Consider the following 15842-nt stretch of genomic DNA (forward strand, 5'->3'; position numbering starts at 1 on the left):
CGGACATGAAACACGATAGATTCAAAGCCGATTTCGGTTGATTGTCATTTGCTTTCTTTACATATATTTGTATTAATGATTTTGCCAGTTCGGAGTTTTTCTGTATTTTTGCATTCTAAACGGTAACAGTAATGTCACAACAGGTTTCAAGAACAGAACAGGAGTTCAAAGCCACCATGACTGAATGCAGAAAGCTCTTTGCTAAAAAGCTACACGATTATGGTGCTTCATGGCGCATTTTGCGTCCTTCATCACTTACTGATCAATTGTTTATTAAGGCAAAGCGTATCCGTTCCATAGAGATTACAGGCGAGAATCTTGTTGGAGAGGACATCCGGCCTGAGTTCATAGCATTGATTAACTATGGAATTATAGGATTAATTCAGTTGGATCATTCTTTCGTTGACAAGGTAGATATTTTACCCGATGAGGCTTTGGCTCTCTATGACAAATATTCCAAGTCGTCGTATGAGTTGATGCTGAAGAAGAATCACGACTACGGAGAGGCCTGGCATGATATGCGTGTCAGCAGTTACACAGACTTTATCCTTACAAAGATTGAGAGAGTGAAGGAGATTGAGGACTTGGACGGACAGACTTTGGTGAGTGAAGGCATTGATGCCAATTATATGGATATTATCAATTATGCAGTTTTCGGAGCGATAAAATTAAATGAACAAGCTTAAATCTTATTTGGTCAATCTATGTCGGGCACTGCTCGCCATTACATTTATTTTCTCAGGATTCGTTAAATCGATAGACCCTTTGGGGACACAATACAAGATTGGCGATTATCTTGAGGCACTTGGATTGGCTGGCCAGATACCCGACTGGATTCAACTCCTCGCGTCTGTGACGCTTTCGGGCATTGAGTTTGTTTTGGGAGTGCTCATCTTGTTGGCAATTCGTCGCAGAATGGTCAGCAAGATAACACTCGTATTCATGATATTCATGACAGGCGTTACTCTTTGGCTCACCATCGGTAATCCAATACAGGATTGCGGCTGTTTCGGAGATGCGCTGCATCTATCTAATGCCCAGACCTTTGGTAAGAATGTGGTGCTGCTTATCGCTGCGTTCATTGTGATGCGCTGGCCACACTATCAAGTGCGCTTCATCTCAAAGACCAATCAGTGGATAGCCACCTATTTCACGATAATCTTTATATTGGTAGCCTCTGCGTTGAGCCTTTATCACCTGCCGATATTCGATTTCCGTCCCTATTTCATAGGACAGAACATCCAAAAGGGAATGGAGATGCCCCCTGGTGCGAAGGAAACACAATATAAGACCACTTTCATCTGTGTGAAAGACGGCGTGCAGAAGGAGTTTGATGAGAATAACTATCCTTATGACGATTCGACTTGGGTCTTTCAAGATACAAAACAGGAGATAATTGAGCAAGGATACGAGCCTCCCATACATGACTTCTCCATCACCGACGCAAAGACTGGTCAAGATCTCACGCAGGATATCTTGAGCAAAAAGGGATATACCTTCTTGCTTGTGTCACCACATCTGGAGATGGCAGAAGTAAAGAACTTTGGAGACATAAACAGTATCTATGATTATGCCAAAGCGAATGGTTATGGATTCTATGGCCTTACGGCAAGTACAGAACGGGGAATCAATCATTGGCGTAACGCGACTGGTGCGAAATACCCTTTCTATACTACCGACGGGACCACACTGAAGACGATGATCAGAAGTAATCCTGGTCTGTTGCTGCTCTATAAAGGGACGATTATCAACAAGTGGGGGCACAACGACTTGCCGACGCCAGAAGAGCTCAATGCCCCGTTGTCATTGCTGAGTATAGGGCATGAGCCAGAGAACAATACTTGGTCGAAGATACTCATGATAGTCCTTTGTTATATTCTGCCATTAATTCTCCTTATCGTCGCAGACCGTATATGGGCTTGGACGAAGTGGGTGAAGAAGAAAGAAGAGTGGGTGAAGGAGAAAGAACAATCTAATAAATTATATCAACTTTTAAAACATAAAAGACAAATGAGAAAGAAAATTGTAGCAGGAAACTGGAAGATGAATGAGACCTTGCAAGAAGGCGTTGCTTTGGCAAAGGAAATCAATGAGGTATTGAAGGCTGATAAACCCAATTGCGATGTGATAATCTGCACTCCATTCATCCACTTGGCAAGTGTAGCTCAGGTGTTGGATAAGAATTTGGTAGGCTTGGGCGCAGAAAACTGTGCGGATAAGGAAAAGGGTGCCTACACCGGCGAAGTGTCAGCGGCTATGGTTAAGAGTACAGGCGCTGAGTATGTGATACTCGGTCATTCAGAGCGCCGCCAGTATTATGGTGAGACTGCAGAGATTCTGAAAGAGAAAGTCTTGCTGGCTCTTGCAAATGGCTTGAAGGTTATCTTCTGCTGCGGTGAGACACTCGAAGAGCGAGAGGCCAACAAACAGAATGAGGTAGTTAAGGCAGAACTCGTTAATTCTGTATTCAACCTCACAGAAGACGAATGGAAGAATATCATTATTGCCTACGAACCTATCTGGGCTATCGGTACAGGCAAGACCGCAACGTCTGATCAGGCTGAGGAAATGCTTGCTTATATTCGTTCGATTATTGCTGAAAAATACGGCAAGGAGATTGCAGAGGAAACAAGTATCCTCTATGGTGGCAGCTGCAAGGCAAGCAATGCACCTGAACTCTTCTCAAAACCAAATATCGATGGTGGCTTGATTGGCGGCGCTTCTCTGAAGGCTGCTGATTTCAAGGGTATCATTGACGCATGGAAGAAGTAATCATCCCCATATAAATAATCCAGCGATAGACATTTGTTTGTTGCTGGATTATCCAAAAATTAATCAAATGAAGAAATTCCTGACCACTTTAGTCATTGTACTTTTAGGCACACTTGCAGCATCCGCTCAAGGCACTGTAACTGTCACTCAGAGTGCTGAAATTGATGCGTTGGTAAACGGTAACAAAAAAGCAAAGACTAAAGCTGAACTGAAAGCAGAGAAAAAGGCAGCCAAGATGGCTGCCAAGGAGCATCGACGCAATGGAAATCTGATTAAACCCAGTGCCAACGTGACGAAAACACAGGCTCCTATTCCTCCAACCAGACAGGAAACGAAAGTCGCTCCAGTCCCAAGGCCTATTGAACCACGGGTGGCGACACCGTCACAAGGTTCTACTGGCTCACAATATTCGCCTACTTACAGAACGAAACTTGTGCGCAAGAAGGTAAAAAAGTCAACTGTTGACCCCGTTGACGGAGCTGTTGTGACTAATACCGTAACGAAGCGCATCATTCGCGGAGCAAAGAAAATGAGAGGTTTCAGGGTTTTGGCTTACTCTGGTGGAAATACGCGTGTGGCTCGCCAAGAAGCCGAGCGACTTGGACAAAAGGCCAAGGCTCTTTTCCCAACTGAACCAATCTACGTACATTTCTATTCGCCAAGATGGATGTGCCAAATAGGCAATTTTACCAGCTACAACAAGGCGCGAAACGTGATGCGCAAACTCCGAAAGGAGGGCTTTTCCAATGCGAATGTTATCCGAACGATGATAACAGTTCAGACAACAAAGTTCGTCGATGAAGAATTGCCAACAATGGATGAATAAAATTTAAAACAATATAAATGCAATTCAATTCAATAGCATAAATCATACTATGAATCCAGAAACAGCTTTCCGCGAAGGTCTTGATGATTTAGCGGCCCATTACAGAGAAGTGCTCAACTTGTTGGGCGAAGACCCCGACAGAGAGGGTTTGGAAAAGACACCTATGCGTGTTGCCAAGGCGATGCAGATACTGACCCGTGGCTACACGCAAGACCCACGCAAGGTTCTGACCGATGCGCTTTTCGAAGAAAAATACAATCAGATGGTCATTGTCAAGGACATTGATTTCTTCTCAATGTGCGAACATCATATGCTCCCGTTCTATGGTAAGGTCCATGTAGGATATATTCCTGATGGGCACATTACCGGTCTAAGCAAGGTCGCTCGTGTAATAGACATCTTCAGTCATAGACTTCAGGTACAGGAACGACTTACAGAACAGATCAAGGACTGCATCCAAGACACTTTGCAGCCTTTGGGAACAATGGTCATTATCGAAGCGAAGCACATGTGTATGCAGATGCGTGGTGTGGAGAAGCAGAACTCTATCACGACCACCAGTGCGTTCAGCGGAGCTTTCAATCAGGCAAAGACTCGTGAGGAGTTCATGAAACTGCTCCGAAGCGAGTCGCAGCGAATATAGAGTATCAACACATAATAGTATCATACCCTTTAAATTATTTGACGAATGAAGTTTATATCTTGGAACGTTAACGGACTTCGGGCTTGCGTAGGCAAAGGATTCTGTGAAATTTTTGAAAGTATGAATGCCGATTTCTTCTGCTTACAGGAGACAAAAATGCAGGAAGGACAGTTGGACATTAGTTTCCCAGGCTACGAGTCATACTGGAATTATGCCGATAAGAAAGGTTATTCAGGCACAGCGGTATTCACCAAGCATAAACCGCTGAGCGTTACTTACGGATTGGGTATCGATGAGCACGACCATGAAGGCCGTGTGATAACGCTTGAAATGGAAAGCTTCTATCTTGTGACTGTCTATACACCCAATTCGCAGGACGGATTGCGTCGTTTGGATTATCGGATGAGATGGGAAGATGACTTTCAAGCCCACCTTCACAAACTTGACGAGAGCAAGCCCGTTATCGTTTGCGGCGACTTGAACGTAGCTCATCAGGAGATAGACCTCAAGAATCCAAAGACAAACCGTAAGAATGCCGGTTTCACCGACGAGGAAAGAGCCAAGATGACACAGCTTCTGGAAAATGGATTCATGGATAGTTTCCGCACGCTTTATCCCGAACAGATAACTTACTCTTGGTGGTCGTACCGCTTCAGGGCAAGAGAGAAAAATGCCGGATGGCGTATCGACTATTTTCTGCTCTCCAACCGCTTGCGCGACCAGCTCTCTAACGCAAAGATTCACACAGAAATCTACGGCAGCGACCATTGTCCGGTAGAAGTTGATGTGAACATCTAAATCCTATGCGTGAGCAGGTAAAAGTCCTTTTGTTGATGGCTGCATCTTTAGCAGTCATCATTTTCTATGCCGTAGTTCCACAGAAATTCTCAGTGGGTGACTTCTCTGTCAAGAAAATAGGCCTTTTACAATTCAAGAAGCAAGAGCATCCCCTTGCAAAGGCTCGCCCGACCACAAGCCGACGACGAGTGAAGAACCATAAATTTCTCTTTATTGGTGACTCGATGGTTGAAGGACTCTCCCGTCGGATGGGAGATTATGCCAAAGAGAATGGACATACCCTCTATACAGTGATATGGTATAGCTCGACAACGGAGAAGTGGGCCGAGACGCAGACACTCGAACATTTCGTGGACGAGTATAAACCAACCTATATTCTGTTATGTCTAGGCAGCAATGAGCTGTTTGTCAACGACCTCGATGTCCGTAACGAGTATATTAAGACCATTGTAAGGAAACTGAGCCGTTATCCTTTCGTCTGGATCGGGCCAGCCGATTGGAATGGTGACACAGGCATCATCGACCTAATTGCCAGCAATGCCGGCAAAGGGCATTTCTTCGACAGCCGGAATCTCAAACTTCAGCGTGGTTCCGACCATTATCATCCCACTTGGAAGGCTGCAGCAGCGTGGATGGACAAAGTGGCTGCCTACATGAGGGGCGGAACCGTGGCCTGCCCAGTGAGGATGGAACTCCCGAAAGGCCACCATAAGGCTACCCATACCGAACTTTTAGCCCCCGCATTTGAAGGTTATTGATATTTATGTTTGACGTTCAGCAGATATTCAGCTCCTTTGTTGCCTTTCTGATCACAGCCAGTAAGGATTGGTCGATGTACACCATACCTTTCATGGTGACCTTTCTGTTGTTCTTTGCTATATATATAGGTATCGGACGATACCGCAGGGCATGGATGCGCACCTATGTTATCCTCTTTAGTCTCTTCTTCGCCTACAAGGCCAATGGCACATTGATGTTTCTTTTGCCAACGGTGACGCTTGTGTCGTGGTATCTGACAAAGAAAATGATGCGTCTTCGTCGTGGAAAACCCCGTAAAATAGGGTTGGCCATTCTGATTCTGATAGAACTTTTCCCACTCCTTTATTACAAATATACCAATTTTGCAATAGATATCCTCAACAGTCTATTGCAGACCAACTTTGCACCGAGCGAACTATTGCTGCCGATTGGTATCTCATTCTATTCCTTTCAGGCAATCAGCTATACGATTGATGTTTACAAGGAAAAGTTTCCGAAGACCACAGGCTTACTCGACTACTGCTTTTACCTCACATTCTTTCCGTTGCTCATAGCAGGACCTATCACTCGTGCCGAAGTCCTCATTCCTCAAATCCAAGAACATAAGGAAGTGGATAAAAGCTTCGTTTACAAAGGTTTGTGGCTGATTATATGCGGATTGCTGAAGAAAGGTCTTGTGGCTGACTATTTAGCACAATTCAACAATTGGATTTTCACCGACCCGTTGGCTTATTCTGGCTTGGAGAATCTTATGGGTGTATTGGGTTATTCGCTGCAAATCTATTGCGACTTCTCAGGTTACAGCGACATGGCGATAGGTATTGCAGCCATGCTTGGTTTCTCCATCCCCAACAACTTCAGTTTTCCTTATCAGAGTTTGAACCTCACCGAGTTCTGGCACAGGTGGCACATAGCCCTCTCGTCTTGGTTTCGCGATTATGTCTATATACCTTTGGGAGGCAACAGAAGGGGAAACGCACGAACTTATCTCAACAGTTTCATCACGATGGTCGTTGCTGGCCTATGGCATGGCGCATCGGGTATGTTCGTTGTGTGGGGAATGCTCCATGGGATAGGACTGATAGCCCATAAGTTTTTCAATAACAATGGGTTGAGAAAAATCCCCTGTACATTGCTGGTCAAGATAATAAGCTGGCTTATCACCTTTTCCTATGTCACGTTCGCTTGGATTTTCTTCCGTTCTCCGAGTCTTGAGACCGCCAATGAACTGCTATCAAATATCTGGAACAATTTTAAGCTGGCTGATTTGTATCCTTTTCTTATGGCACGCCCTGTGTGGCTCATCTTGCTTGCCGTGGGGTTGGAACTCCATTCCATACGGGAAAGTGACTATCAGTGGATGGAACAGAAATTCGTCCATTCACATTGGATAGTGAAGTTTTTGATTTTTACGATAATTCTGCAAATTGTCATCAACTTCAGCCAAGATTATGTTCAGCCGTTCATCTACACACAATTTTAGTCTATCATTTTTTTGCCTCCGTTCTATTGGTAAAAGAAATTTACAGACGCCTCTTTTAATATAGTGTTTGTAACTATTTGATAAACAGTAGAATACAAATCGATTACTCGTTGGTGTCCTTTTGCGCGTCAAAAGCTCATCTTTTGAGTGACGATTGCTTAGCTTTCGCCCTGCAGAAGGTCATGTCTTGGAAGGCGATAATGAAATTATTTTTACAAATCAGTCCCAGTCAGTCATTAGAATCTGGGCTGATTTTATTTGATTGCAGAACAGCTTGTTTGTCGTTCTTTAGAGTACGTAGCTGACTATGGTGATAGCGAATGGCAAGAAGTTACCGACAAGCGAACGCAATCAATCAGAAAGCCATATTGTCGTCATCTAATCGTGAGATTGCGGTCTGATGGCTTGCCTGAGTTTAATACCAAATGGCGAACTTGGGGCTGTAAGACAGACTTGTGCTCAATAGGAGGCGGAGCACGGTATCCCCATTGCCACGACACGTTTGCAGATGGCATCGAGTTCCTCCTTTGATGCTTTCTCCAGATTGGGGTCGGGGGTCTCTCGCGCAATGGTGTATATCATGACCTCACGTGGTCCTATTTCCTTCACAGCCTTCAGCCATGGTCCAATCAATTCTTCCTTCACGTTGCCAATATCGATACCCTCCTTTGATTTACCATTCATGAAAAGCGTTTGTATGACAAGTCGGCCATTGAATGATTTCATACTCTCGATAATCTTTGCAGCCCTGTACGACGGGATAACGGGCCTGTTGACCTTACCAATGTAATCGTTGTCGATGGTGTCGAGTTTCAATATGTTGTTGTCAACCTTCATGAGGGCATCGCGCACTTTTTGGCGGTGAATGAACGTGGAGTTGCTCAGCACCGAAACCTTTGCTTCGGGACAGTACTGGTCTCTCAGACGAATCACGTCGTCAACGATTTCTGGGAAGTAAGGACTTTGGGTCGGTTCTCCATTCCCTGCAAAGGTAAGGACGTCGGGATGCTCGCCCGATTCAGCCATTTCTTTCAGTTTGGCTTCCAGTTTCTCGGCAACTTCGCCACGGCTTGGAAAGTTTGAGCTGGTCTTGTGGTCGGCATTGAATCCGCACTCGCAGTAGATGCAGTCGAATGTGCAGACTTTCCCATCTGCTGGCAATAGGTTGATGCCAAGCGATATGCCCAAACGGCGACTGTGTATCGGTCCGAAAATAGGGGAGGGGTAAATGACGGTACTCATGGTGCTTATGTTGGGTTCTGTAAGTTAGCCCTGTAAGATTCTGCTGTTCTCATCGGCGGTTGAATTCCGGTAGGCTATGGTGAGTGGAAAAAGCATACAACAGTGTGCGCTTGCGCTTTCAGCCGAAAAGAAAACAAAAGATTTCAGGATGTAACCCATTTCATATTTACTTGTTCTTGGTGGTGGCGGAGAGGTCCCCACCTAAAGTTTTTGCTATTGTTGGGACGAGTGACAATTCTGATTTTCATGGCATTAGAACTGCTCACCCCAACGAAATTGTTCGCACCACAAAGTTATGATATTTTATTCATATAAATATAGAGTGAGAATAGTTTTTTGTGTGATTGTAAATAATCTATAAATTCTTTTGTCTTTCGTCTATTTTACAGTATCTTTGCATCAATTTTGGTGGATTATATCTTCTAATGAAAAATGGCGAAAAGACGAAATAAAGCCAGCAAACATCGGAGTTTGCAGGTTGTTACTCTGTGTATAAGTACTGCTATGGTGCTTATTCTCATTGGTATGGTGGTGCTAACGGTGTTTACCAGCCGCAATTTGAGTTCCTATGTCAAGGAGAACCTAACCATAACAATGATACTTCAGCCCGACATGAGCAACGAGGAATGTGCCTCTCTCTGCACAAGGCTCGACGGGTTGCGATATATCAACGGTATAGACTTCATCAGCAAGGAAGAAGCGCTGAAAGAAGGAACGAGAGAACTTGGGGCAAATCCTGCTGAATTTGCTGGTGAGAATCCCTTTACCGCAGAGATTGAGTTGCAGTTGAAGGCCAATTATGCCAACAACGACTCTATAAAATGGATAACCAAAGAGCTCAAGACTTATAAAGGCGTAAGCGACATTACCTATAGACAAGATTTGGTCGAGAGTGTGAACAGGACTCTTGGTAAGATTGGCTTGGTGCTGTTGGTCATTGCTGCGTTGCTGACCGTGGTCTCCTTCTCGTTGATAAACAATACCATACGTTTGAGCGTCTATGCGCGTAGATTCACCATTCACACAATGAAGCTGGTGGGTGCTTCTTGGAACTTCATCAGAATGCCGTTCCTGCGCAGGGCCATAGCCGAGGGATTCATCTCGGCGCTGATAGCTATCTCTGTTCTTGGAGTAGGCATGTATTTCCTTTATTCTTACGACCCTGAAGTGAGGGTAATTCTCACTTGGGAAGTAATCATTATCACCAGTGCTGTCATGCTCGCCTTCGGTATTCTCATCACGTTCTTCTGTGCGTGGCTTTCAGTCAATAAATTCCTGAAGATGAAGGCTGGCGACCTTTATAAGATTTAATGAAACATCTAAAAACATTCAACCTGAAGTTTTAGCTCCTGGGCTGCCATGGTTGGAATAATTCATACATTATGGATAAAAGAAATTTAGCATTCGGCAAAGCCAACTTTGTTTTGCTCGCTATTGGAGTAATGATTGTGATCATCGGTTTCATTCTTATGAGTGGAAGTGGCTCAACCGACACGCAGTTTAATCCTGATATCTTCAGCCCAATGCGTGTCAAAGTGGCTCCGGTAATTACCTTTATAGGATTTATCTCTATCATTGGGGCTATCATGTACAAACCGAAGAGTGAGACTGAGCAGGCGGATGATCATACAGCGGACGATTAATGGACCTTATACAGACTATCATTATTGCAATCGTTGAAGGATTGACAGAATTCTTGCCAGTATCTTCAACTGGGCACATGCTCATTGCAGAGAATCTTTTAGGTGTACAGAACTCCGACTTTGTCAGGGCTTTCACCATTATTATACAGTTTGGCGCAATCCTTTCAGTTGTGGTGCTGTATTGGCATCGCTTCTTCCGTCTTGATAATTCGCCAGCACCAGAGGGCTGTGGAGTGTTCGATAGAATCAGGCACAAGTGGTATTTCTACTGGCTGTTGTTGGTGGCTTTCATCCCAACTTCCGTCGTCGGACTTGCCGTTAAGAAGCTGGGAATGATTGATTTCTTGCTGAATCCGGAGAATGCATTATGGGTCGTTCCCGTGATGTTGGTTGTCGGTGGCGTGTTCATGCTCTTTTGCGACAGGATATTCAATAAAGGAAAGGATGAAAACTCGGTAACTGAAAGACGTGCCTTTTGGATTGGTTTCATCCAGTGTATATCCATGATTCCGGGAGTCAGTCGAAGCATGGCCACTATTGTCGGTGGTATGTCTCAAAACCTTACCCGTAAGAAGGCGGCGGAGTTCTCATTCTTTCTCGCTGTGCCGACAATGGCGGCTGCAACTGGCCTCGATGTGCTGGAACTTTTTATGGGAGACAAGGCCGTAGGGGCAAATTGGGCAACCTCGGAGAACCTGATTTTGCTTGCTGTAGGCAGCATTGTGGCATTCTTTGTCGCATTGGTAGCAATGAAATGGTTTGTTCAATTTCTGGCAAAATATGGCTTCAAGGTCTTTGGATGGTATCGTATTTTTGTCGGATTAATCATCCTCGGCATGTTGTCGGCAGGTGTTGATCTTAAGCTCATTGACTAATCAGTTTATGAATTTCAAAGAAGGAGTGATTATTCCTATAGACAAGCCTTACGGAATCACGAGTTTCAAGGCGCTTGCCCATGTGCGGTATCTGTGCTCTCAGGCAGTGGGAGAAAGGGTAAAGATAGGACATGCCGGAACATTAGACCCGTTGGCTACCGGTGTTCTCATACTTGCAACTGGAAAAATGACCAAGCAGATAGAATCGCTTCAAGCCCATACGAAGGAATATACCGCCACTCTTCAGTTGGGAGCCACCACTCCCAGCTACGACATGGAGCATGAGGTGAATGCCACTTTCCCAACGGAACACATCACACGGGAATTGATAGAGAATGCCGTTCTGAAGTTCGTGGGTGATATTCAGCAAGTTCCCCCGACTTATAGCGCAGTAAAAGTGAATGGTGAGCGGGCTTTCAATTATCGCAGAGCTGGCGAGGAAGTGGTTCTCAAGCCCAAAAACATACATATAGAAGAGATTGAAGTTACCAATTTTGATGAGGAAAAAATGCAACTTTCGTTGCGGGTGGTATGTGGTAAGGGCACTTACATCCGTGCATTGGCCAGAGATTTAGGACGGGCATTGGGCAGTGGGGCTTACTTGACAGAGTTGCGCCGCACTCAAGTGGGCGATATCACCATTGAAAATTGCATTGACTATGACCATTTTCAGGAATGGTTGAATAAACAGACATTAGAAAAAGGAGATACAAACAGATGAAACTTTCACAGTTTAAATTCGATTTACCTGATGATCAGGTGGCTTTGTACCCACATTCGTCAGAACGAGTGCTTAACCGAGCTGATGGAACAAGCCAAGTGTTTAAGATAACACGTCGGGATGAGTCCCGGTTGATGGTGTTACACCGTAAGTCCGGAACGATAGACATGTTTAAAAACAAAGTGAAGGGAAAACCCAAAGAGGAGGATTTCATCCGTTTTAAAGATGTTCTCGACTATTTTAACGAGGGCGATGCTTTCATTTTAAACGATACAAAGGTCTTTCCAGCCCGTCTTTACGGAACAAAGGAGAAAACAGATGCCAAGATTGAGGTGTTTTTGCTGCGCGAACTCAATCAGGAGATGCGTCTTTGGGACGTGTTGGTTGAGCCAGCGCGTAAGATTCGTATTGGAAACAAATTGTTCTTTGACGAATCGGGCACAATGGTTGCGGAAGTGATTGATAATACAACATCCCGTGGTCGTACGCTCCGTTTTCTTTACGACTGTCCTCACGATGAGTTTAAGCAAGAACTCTATGCTTTGGGGGAAGCACCACTGCCTCGTTATATCATCGACAATCGTCCAAAAGCAGAAGGCGAGGACTTTGCACATGCTGATGACGACGATATGGAATACTTCCAGTCGGTTTTTGCCGACAAGGAAGGTGCGGTAACAGCTCCAGGTACCAATATTCATTTCTCGGAACATATGATGAAAATGATGGAGATAAAGGGGATAAAGCCAGCATTTATCACACTGCATTGCGGACTTGGGAATTTCCATGACATCGAGGTGGAGGATCTAACGAAGCACAAGATGGATTCTGAGGAGATGCACATCACTGCAGAAGCATGTAAAGTTGTCAACGAAACGAAAGAGGCTGGTCATCATGTTTGTGCTGTTGGCGCAAGTGTTGTCAAGGCAACCGAGTCAGCCGTTGGTACAGATGGTTTCTTAAAAGAATATGATGGATGGACCAATAAGTTCATTTTCCCCCCATACGATTTCGGACTGGCTGACTCAATGCTGGTTAATTTCTATCATCCTTATTCTACACTCTTGATGATTACAGCCGCATTCGGTGGCTACGACCTCGTAATGGAAGCCTACGACAAGGCTGTTAAGGGAGGATATAAATTCGGCTGCTTTGGCGACTCCTTACTGATATTGAATGATTAAGGTTTTCTCCTTTATCAATTCTTCAGCAAATGAATTACCAATGCTACACACTGTTTACTTAGGCTTAGGTTCAAATCTTGGAAATCGACGTTCAATCATGAAGGAAGCGATTTCCAGAATCAGTGAAAAGATAGGCGAAGTTGTGCGCCAATCCTCATTTATCGAAACCGAACCATGGGGATTCGATAGCCCTAATATGTTTCTTAATGCGTGTGTCTGCGTCGAAACCGAACAAACACCAAGGCAGTTGTTGGTTGCTACACAGCAGATTGAAAAGAACATGGGGCGTGCCCATAAGACAACTGACGACGAATATCAGGATCGGATTATAGATATTGACATTCTGCTTTATGATAACTTGAAAATTAATGAGCCAGACCTAAAGATTCCCCACCCATTAATGGAAGAACGCGATTTTGTAATGATTCCTTTGAAAGAGATTCTCGAATAAATTTGATACAAAGCCTAATCAGAATTACAGTCTGGTTGGGCTTTTTTTATCAGGCAAGGTCACTTTTCAGAAAATAGTAATTTCCAATAAAATCTTGATAGAACAGGTATTTATGAAAAAATCCTCATAACCTGTTCGTTATGAGGATTCTTATTCTTTCTGAAATCTTACTTACGCAGACCGAGTTCCTTGATGATGGCACGATAGCGCTCAATGTCATTCTTGTACAAGTAGTCGAGTAGTCCACGACGCTTTCCAACAAGACGAGTCAGTGAGCGTGTAGTCACGTGGTCTTTGCGGTTTTTCTTCACGTGTTCAGTCAGGTGCTTGATGCGATAGGTGAACAATGCAATCTGGCTTTCTGCTGAACCTGTGTCTGTTGCCTTTTTCTCTCTGCCGTGCTGGCTGAAGATTTCTTCTTTCTTCTCTTTGTTTAAATACATTTTTCTTTTGATTAATGATTTTTGCAATTACATCTTTCTGTTGCCAAACCGCCTTAATCACAACGGATTACAACGTCAAATGCATCGGTCTCTCCGAATATGCGGTGCAAAGTTACAACATTTTTTTCAATCGCCAACACTTTTCGGATTATTATTTGTAATTTTGCACACTGTTTATAAAAGCTATTTTAAGGTAAATAAATGCAAGATATTCGTAACATCGCAGTAATTGCGCACGTCGATCATGGTAAAACAACGTTGGTCGATAAAATGATGCTCGCTGGTAAACTCTTCCGTGACGGACAAAATAACAGCGGCGAAGTTCTAGACTCCAATGATTTGGAGCGCGAACGAGGGATAACGATTCTGAGTAAGAATGTAAGTATTAATTGGAAAGGAACAAAAATCAATATACTCGATACTCCTGGTCACTCAGACTTCGGCGGCGAGGTGGAGCGCGTACTCAATATGGCCGACGGTTGTCTGCTTTTGGTCGATGCTTTTGAGGGCCCGATGCCCCAGACCCGCTTTGTTCTTCAGAAGGCACTGCAGATAGGGTTGAAGCCTATTGTCGTTGTGAATAAGGTTGATAAGCCCAACTGCCGTCCGGAGGAAGTCTATGAGATGGTCTTTGATTTGATGTGCGACCTGAATGCCACAGAGGATCAGCTCGATTTCCCTGTGGTTTACGGTTCGGCTAAGAATGGTTGGATGGGGACAACATGGAAGACTCCAACCGAGAATATCGACGTACTGCTTGACATCATCTTGGAAACGATTCCAGCTCCAAAGCAATTGGAAGGAACGCCACAGATGTTGATTACTTCGTTGGACTATTCAAGTTATACGGGTCGTATAGCTGTCGGCCGTGTACATCGCGGTACTCTGAAAGACGGTCAGAACATAACGATTTGTCATCGTGATGGAAGCAGGGAGCGTACGAAAATCAAAGAACTACACACCTTTGAGGGAATGACCCACAAAAAGACACCAGCTGTCGGTTCGGGCGACATCTGTGCCGTCATCGGTCTGGAGCATTTCGAGATTGGTGATACCATTGCCGACTTTGAAACCCCAGAACCTTTACCGCCCATTGCCGTTGATGAGCCTACGATGAGTATGCTTTTCACCATCAACGACTCACCTTTCTTCGGTCGTGAGGGCAAATACTGCACTTCACGTCACATCGGCGAGCGTCTGACGAAGGAGCTTGAGAAAAATCTGGCTCTGCGTGTCAGTCCAGTTGAGGGGTCGATGGATAAATGGATTGTCAGCGGGCGTGGCGTGTTACACCTGTCGGTGTTGGTCGAAACCATGCGTCGTGAGGGCTATGAACTTCAAGTTGGTCAGCCACAGGTTATTTACAAGGAAATCGACGGTCAGAAATGCGAGCCTATTGAGGAGTTGACAATCAATGTTCCCAACGATTTCTCCAGCAAGATGATCGACATGGTAACCCGTCGCAAGGGTGAATTGTTGGGGATGGATACAGAGGGCGACCGTGTGAACATCACGTTTGAGATACCATCGCGCGGCATCATGGGACTGCGCACCAATGTTTTGACGGCCAGTCAGGGAGAAGCCATCATGGCCCACCGATTCAAGGACTACCAGCCATTCAAGGGCGAGATTGTGCGCCGCACCAATGGCTCAATGATAGCCATGGAGACCGGTACTGCCTACGCATACTCCATAGACAAATTGCAGGACCGTGGCAAGTTCTTCATCGATGCAGGTGAGGAAGTTTACGGTGGTCAGGTGGTCGGAGAGCACGTTCACGAGAAGGATTTGGTCATCAACGTGACCAAGGCCAAACAGCTCACCAATGTCCGAGCCTCAGGTTCTGACGAAAAAGCGCGTGTCATTCCCAAGACCGAGATGAGCCTTGAGGAATGCATCGAATACATAAAAGTGGATGAGTATATTGAGGTCACACCTGAAAACATCCGTATGCGCAAGATTACCCTTGACCATCTGGAGCGTAAACGTGAGAACAAGGAATAGT

General features: G+C 44.8%; 16 protein-coding genes. 14 read left to right on the forward strand and 2 right to left on the reverse strand.

The window, feature by feature from the left end:
- Nucleotides 1–131 precede the first annotated feature (131 nt).
- The 7 genes from H515_RS0110590 (at nt 132) to H515_RS0110620 (ending at nt 7281) form a co-directional block, all read left to right on the forward strand.
- Nucleotides 132–686 (forward strand): DUF1599 domain-containing protein, encoded by a 555-nt coding sequence (locus tag H515_RS0110590; protein WP_025876293.1) that lies wholly within the window; start codon nt 132–134, stop codon nt 684–686.
- Complete coding sequence (locus H515_RS0110595; protein ID WP_025876294.1) at nt 673–2772, forward strand: BT_3928 family protein; 2100 nt, start codon at nt 673–675, stop codon at nt 2770–2772. The genes H515_RS0110590 and H515_RS0110595 overlap by 14 nt, the downstream gene beginning before the upstream one ends.
- A 67-nt stretch (nt 2773–2839) precedes the next feature.
- Entirely contained in the window at nt 2840–3598 is a 759-nt protein-coding gene (locus H515_RS0110600; protein ID WP_025876296.1) for an SPOR domain-containing protein, read from the forward strand.
- A gap of 49 nt (nt 3599–3647) precedes the next feature.
- A complete protein-coding gene (gene folE, locus H515_RS0110605) occupies nt 3648–4241 on the forward strand; it encodes a GTP cyclohydrolase I FolE (protein ID WP_025876298.1) in 594 nt (197 codons plus the stop codon).
- Nucleotides 4242–4286: 45 nt separating this feature from the next.
- Entirely contained in the window at nt 4287–5039 is a 753-nt protein-coding gene (locus H515_RS0110610; RefSeq protein WP_025876299.1) for an exodeoxyribonuclease III, read from the forward strand.
- Nucleotides 5040–5044: 5 nt separating this feature from the next.
- Nucleotides 5045–5797: an SGNH/GDSL hydrolase family protein gene (locus H515_RS0110615; protein ID WP_025876300.1), complete on the forward strand. Its 753-nt coding sequence runs from the start codon at nt 5045–5047 to the stop codon at nt 5795–5797.
- A gap of 5 nt (nt 5798–5802) precedes the next feature.
- Complete coding sequence (locus H515_RS0110620; RefSeq protein ID WP_025876301.1) at nt 5803–7281, forward strand: MBOAT family O-acyltransferase; 1479 nt, start codon at nt 5803–5805, stop codon at nt 7279–7281.
- Between the two features lie 459 nt (nt 7282–7740).
- Here H515_RS0110620 and H515_RS0110625 read toward each other — a convergent pair whose 3' ends face one another.
- The gene (locus tag H515_RS0110625) at nt 7741–8523 is read right to left on the reverse strand and encodes a radical SAM protein (protein ID WP_025876302.1); all 783 of its coding nucleotides are present in this window, start codon (nt 8521–8523) and stop codon (nt 7741–7743) included.
- Nucleotides 8524–8955: 432 nt separating this feature from the next.
- On the opposite strand from H515_RS0110625, the gene H515_RS0110630 reads away from it, so the two are divergent.
- From H515_RS0110630 to folK, 6 genes are all read left to right on the forward strand, one after another.
- Nucleotides 8956–9834 (forward strand): cell division protein FtsX, encoded by an 879-nt coding sequence (locus H515_RS0110630; RefSeq protein WP_028901932.1) that lies wholly within the window; start codon nt 8956–8958, stop codon nt 9832–9834.
- A 71-nt stretch (nt 9835–9905) separates the two neighbouring features.
- The gene (locus tag H515_RS0110635) at nt 9906–10166 is read left to right on the forward strand and encodes a DUF3098 domain-containing protein (protein ID WP_028901933.1); all 261 of its coding nucleotides are present in this window, start codon (nt 9906–9908) and stop codon (nt 10164–10166) included.
- On the forward strand, nt 10166–11041 hold the full coding sequence (locus tag H515_RS0110640; RefSeq protein WP_025875624.1) for an undecaprenyl-diphosphate phosphatase: 876 nt from the start codon (nt 10166–10168) through the stop codon (nt 11039–11041). The genes H515_RS0110635 and H515_RS0110640 overlap by 1 nt, the downstream gene beginning before the upstream one ends.
- A 7-nt stretch (nt 11042–11048) precedes the next feature.
- Entirely contained in the window at nt 11049–11762 is a 714-nt protein-coding gene (gene truB, locus H515_RS0110645) for a tRNA pseudouridine(55) synthase TruB (RefSeq protein WP_025875622.1), read from the forward strand.
- Entirely contained in the window at nt 11759–12943 is a 1185-nt protein-coding gene (gene queA / locus H515_RS0110650; RefSeq protein WP_025875620.1) for a tRNA preQ1(34) S-adenosylmethionine ribosyltransferase-isomerase QueA, read from the forward strand. Before truB ends, queA begins: the two co-directional genes overlap by 4 nt.
- 40 nt (nt 12944–12983) lie before the next feature.
- Nucleotides 12984–13394 (forward strand): 2-amino-4-hydroxy-6-hydroxymethyldihydropteridine diphosphokinase, encoded by a 411-nt coding sequence (gene folK / locus H515_RS0110655; protein WP_025875617.1) that lies wholly within the window; start codon nt 12984–12986, stop codon nt 13392–13394.
- Between the two features lie 167 nt (nt 13395–13561).
- Here folK and rpsO read toward each other — a convergent pair whose 3' ends face one another.
- The gene (gene rpsO, locus H515_RS0110660) at nt 13562–13837 is read right to left on the reverse strand and encodes a 30S ribosomal protein S15 (protein WP_025875615.1); all 276 of its coding nucleotides are present in this window, start codon (nt 13835–13837) and stop codon (nt 13562–13564) included.
- Between the two features lie 201 nt (nt 13838–14038).
- Here rpsO and typA point away from each other — a divergent pair, with 201 nt between their 5' ends.
- The gene (gene typA / locus H515_RS0110665) at nt 14039–15841 is read left to right on the forward strand and encodes a translational GTPase TypA (protein WP_025875613.1); all 1803 of its coding nucleotides are present in this window, start codon (nt 14039–14041) and stop codon (nt 15839–15841) included.
- Nucleotide 15842 lies beyond the last annotated feature (1 nt).

It is taken from the genome of Prevotella corporis DSM 18810 = JCM 8529, from assembly GCF_000430525.1.
Lineage (GTDB): Bacteria > Bacteroidota > Bacteroidia > Bacteroidales > Bacteroidaceae > Prevotella > Prevotella corporis.

Coding starts and splice junctions, on each gene's coding strand:
- typA (WP_025875613.1), top strand. CDS start 14,039: ATGCAAGATATTCGTAACATCGCAGTAATTGCGCACGTCGATCATGGT.
- H515_RS0110590 (WP_025876293.1), top strand. CDS start 132: ATGTCACAACAGGTTTCAAGAACAGAACAGGAGTTCAAAGCCACCATG.
- H515_RS0110640 (WP_025875624.1), top strand. CDS start 10,166: ATGGACCTTATACAGACTATCATTATTGCAATCGTTGAAGGATTGACA.
- H515_RS0110595 (WP_025876294.1), top strand. CDS start 673: ATGAACAAGCTTAAATCTTATTTGGTCAATCTATGTCGGGCACTGCTC.
- queA (WP_025875620.1), top strand. CDS start 11,759: ATGAAACTTTCACAGTTTAAATTCGATTTACCTGATGATCAGGTGGCT.
- H515_RS0110615 (WP_025876300.1), top strand. CDS start 5,045: ATGCGTGAGCAGGTAAAAGTCCTTTTGTTGATGGCTGCATCTTTAGCA.
- H515_RS0110630 (WP_028901932.1), top strand. CDS start 8,956: ATGGCGAAAAGACGAAATAAAGCCAGCAAACATCGGAGTTTGCAGGTT.
- H515_RS0110620 (WP_025876301.1), top strand. CDS start 5,803: ATGTTTGACGTTCAGCAGATATTCAGCTCCTTTGTTGCCTTTCTGATC.
- folE (WP_025876298.1), top strand. CDS start 3,648: ATGAATCCAGAAACAGCTTTCCGCGAAGGTCTTGATGATTTAGCGGCC.
- rpsO (WP_025875615.1), bottom strand. CDS start 13,837: ATGTATTTAAACAAAGAGAAGAAAGAAGAAATCTTCAGCCAGCACGGC.
- H515_RS0110635 (WP_028901933.1), top strand. CDS start 9,906: ATGGATAAAAGAAATTTAGCATTCGGCAAAGCCAACTTTGTTTTGCTC.
- H515_RS0110600 (WP_025876296.1), top strand. CDS start 2,840: ATGAAGAAATTCCTGACCACTTTAGTCATTGTACTTTTAGGCACACTT.
- H515_RS0110625 (WP_025876302.1), bottom strand. CDS start 8,523: ATGAGTACCGTCATTTACCCCTCCCCTATTTTCGGACCGATACACAGT.
- folK (WP_025875617.1), top strand. CDS start 12,984: ATGCTACACACTGTTTACTTAGGCTTAGGTTCAAATCTTGGAAATCGA.
- truB (WP_025875622.1), top strand. CDS start 11,049: ATGAATTTCAAAGAAGGAGTGATTATTCCTATAGACAAGCCTTACGGA.
- H515_RS0110610 (WP_025876299.1), top strand. CDS start 4,287: ATGAAGTTTATATCTTGGAACGTTAACGGACTTCGGGCTTGCGTAGGC.